Source organism: Pedobacter sp. (assembly GCF_035566355.1).
Lineage (GTDB): Bacteria > Bacteroidota > Bacteroidia > Sphingobacteriales > Sphingobacteriaceae > Pedobacter.
This window is the reverse complement of sequence record NZ_DATMRL010000516.1, coordinates 1-2971: the sequence shown is the minus strand read 5'-3', so window position 1 is coordinate 2971 and position 2971 is coordinate 1. Positions and strand designations below refer to the sequence as shown.

The 2971-nt window shown below is 40.8% G+C and carries 3 protein-coding genes; 2 read left to right on the top strand and 1 reads right to left on the bottom strand.

Features of this window, described 5'->3' with window-relative positions; translation table 11 throughout:
* On the top strand, positions 1–180 hold a 180-nt coding region (locus VNZ46_RS20020; protein WP_325561926.1), incomplete at its 5' end, for a hypothetical protein.
* Positions 181–218: 38 nt separating this feature from the next.
* On the top strand, positions 219–1865 hold the full coding sequence (locus VNZ46_RS20015) for a S41 family peptidase (protein ID WP_325561924.1): 1647 nt from the start codon (positions 219–221) through the stop codon (positions 1863–1865).
* Between the two features lie 9 nt (positions 1866–1874).
* On the opposite strand, the gene VNZ46_RS20010 is transcribed toward VNZ46_RS20015, so the two are convergent.
* Positions 1875–2816: a M28 family peptidase gene (locus tag VNZ46_RS20010; RefSeq protein WP_325561922.1), complete on the bottom strand. Its 942-nt coding sequence runs from the start codon at positions 2814–2816 to the stop codon at positions 1875–1877.
* Positions 2817–2971 lie beyond the last annotated feature (155 nt).

Here is a 2971-nt window from a genome sequence, read left to right as displayed (position 1 = left end):
GTTTACTTTTCTGAAGAATTGGAGACGGCGGAAAATGATCGCGGACTGTCATATCTGATCAATCAGCATCAACTTAAAGATAAAAATATATTGTTCGTCGTAAAAAAGGAAGATGCTCTGCTTCAATACGATGGCGCAACTATAAATTTTTTGGAAGTTGAAAGACTATTCTTAACTTAATACCGTATTTATCTATATTCCAACTGATACCCCCTGATATGAAAACAAATTTTGTTACCGGTCGTTTAACGCTCTTTGGTCTGTTTCTTCTTTGCCTGGCAGCCAGTTCCTGTAAGAAGAACCATGCGACAGATACGCCGGATCAAACCGGAGGTACCAGTGTTCCTGCCAATGGAACGCGGATGCAACTTACCCTGGATTCCTTGTTTTTATATGCTAAACAAATCTATTACTGGAATGATGCCATCCCTGATTATGCAACTTTTCAACCCAGGAATTATGTGAGTAAATCCCTGGCCCTGGATAATTATGACGATGAATTATTTGCCATTACCCAGTTAAAGATCAACCCTTCTACAGGAAAACCTTATGAGTTCAGGGCTTCAGACCCAACTATTCCTAAATATTCTTATATAGATGACATCACTACACATAATGCACAGCAGGCTTTTGTTCCTAATGCAACTGCAGATGTAGAGCTGGACGGCACAGGCTATGATGTCGGTTTTCTAACTTTTCAGGGTTATGGCACCAATACCAGCTATGATCTGTATGTTACCGCTGTGTTCCCTAATTCTCCGGCAGCTAAAGCAGGCTTAACCCGTGGGAGCATCATTAAAAAAATAAACGGTACTGCGATAGGGACCAATTTTAATACAGAAAAGACCATCATTTACGCTATTCCGGAGTCCACCACCACATCAGTTACACTTTCTGGTACAAAAGCCGATGGAACTGTATTTAATGACCTGGTACTCACCCGTACAAAATACGCCAGCAGTCCGGTGTATAAAACAACAACCATTACCTCCGGTGCTAAGAAAATTGGCTACCTGGCCCTTGCCAGATTTTCCGATCTGGAAACTACAGCGAAGACAGATCTTGACAATGCCTTCAGTAAATTTGTTTCTGATGGTGTGACAGATCTGATCATCGACTTGCGCTATAATGGTGGAGGTTATGTGAATACGGCCGAATACCTGGTTAACCTCATTGCGCCTTCTTCTGCAAAAGGAAAAATGTTCACAGAATATTATAATTCTACCATGCAGTCGGGAAAAGCGACCATTTTAACTAATCAGCCTTTACTGGATGCCAATGGCAAAGTACAAACCCAAAATGGAAAAATCGTTACCTATGCAGATCTGGATTATTCTGCTGCCGGAAATGTAACCTCATTTGCTAAAGCGGGTTCTCTTAATAATGTGACCAATGTCGTTTTTATAGTTTCAGGGAATACAGCTTCAGCCAGTGAACTGGTGATCAATAGTTTAAAACCGGTATCGACGGTTAAACTGGTGGGTACACAAACCTATGGCAAACCGGTAGGGTTCTTCCCGGTAAGACTGGAGAATAAATATGATGTTTACATGTCCTTGTTTGAAACCAAGAATGCTCTTGATCAGGGAGGGTATTTCAGTGGTTTTACTCCAGATATTGTCGATGTCGGTACCAAAACGGTATTTGATGATTCCACCCATGACTTTGGTGATGTGAATGAGAGTTATACTAAAAATGCCATTAGTTTACTGGTCCCTGCAGCTCCGGTCACCACAGCAAATGCTGTGATGAGTATCAGAGGAAAAAGTGTTGCTGTTTCTTCTGCATTGGGTCTGCCTGGTGGCTCAAAAGAAATCCGTCATTTTATGGGGATGATTGAAACCAAGCATAAACGCAGAAATTAGCCGCTTCTGTTATTTTTTCATCAGCAGCTTTTCGCGATATATCGCTTTCAGGTCCCTCTGTTTGTCAATATTGTCGGTAATAGACAGGATAGCATTGGCTGCATTCAGGAAAAAGGTTTGATTGATGCTCTCAAATTTATCAGTTGGCTTATGGTAATCTTTGTGGTCCTCCACGCCAAAGTAAATGAAGGGAATACGCACCGCTGCAAAAGCCCCCTGATCACTTTGGTCAGTCCAATCGTCTACTTTCTGCTTTGGATTGTCATGTCCGAAAAGGATTTTCAGCTCAGGATTTGTACTGGTGATATAGCCCCTGAGCTCAGGATGACTAAATGTTCCTGCAGCATATAATATCCCCTGGTCATTATGGCTGATCATATCCAGGTTAAGATTTAAAGCGATTTTTGAAAGCGGGACCGGAGAATTGGCAACAAATGCCCTAGAGCCTTTCCATCCCTGTTCTCCGGCATCAAAAGCAGCAAAAACCAGGGTGTGGTTAGGCTTTACCTTGGTGTAGTAATCCGCAATTCTAAGGATGCCTGCAATACCAGAAGCATTGTCGTCTGCACCATTATAAATTTCATTGTTGATAATGCCTAAATGATCGTAATGGGCAGAAATCACAATCACTTCATCCGTTTTTCCGGGTATATAGCCAATTACATTTTTGCCCGTTGCATTTTTATTATTATTGTCTGTAAAACTGAAGCTCTGCTCATATTTCTCCAGGTTCGGAAAAGGAAGCAGTTTTATCCTTTTGAATCGGCTCTCAATATATTTTCTGGCCTTCTCTGCACCAGCGGTGCCAGTTTTTCGTCCTTCATAGGCATCTGATGAAAGTACTTCTACATCTTTAAGCAATTGCTTCCCGTTCTGCACATTGTTGTTGTAACTTTTAACGCATCTGCAACCAAACAGTAAAGCCAGGGGTAACAAAAAATAGATCTTCATATCGGTTGAAAATTTAGTAATTTAGGTTTGATCGTCAATTATGACATTTCAATGATCTAATATATCATTAATTTATGATACCTCAACATGCTATTGTAAAAACTTAACCAGCTTTCGTCTGTTATTTCTCTAATGATTTAACTTGTAAGGGCATA

Excerpts from the sequence above, each read along its gene's own strand:
- VNZ46_RS20015 (WP_325561924.1), top strand. The coding sequence starts at position 219 with ATGAAAACAAATTTTGTTACCGGTCGTTTAACGCTCTTTGGTCTGTTT.
- VNZ46_RS20010 (WP_325561922.1), bottom strand. The coding sequence starts at position 2,816 with ATGAAGATCTATTTTTTGTTACCCCTGGCTTTACTGTTTGGTTGCAGA.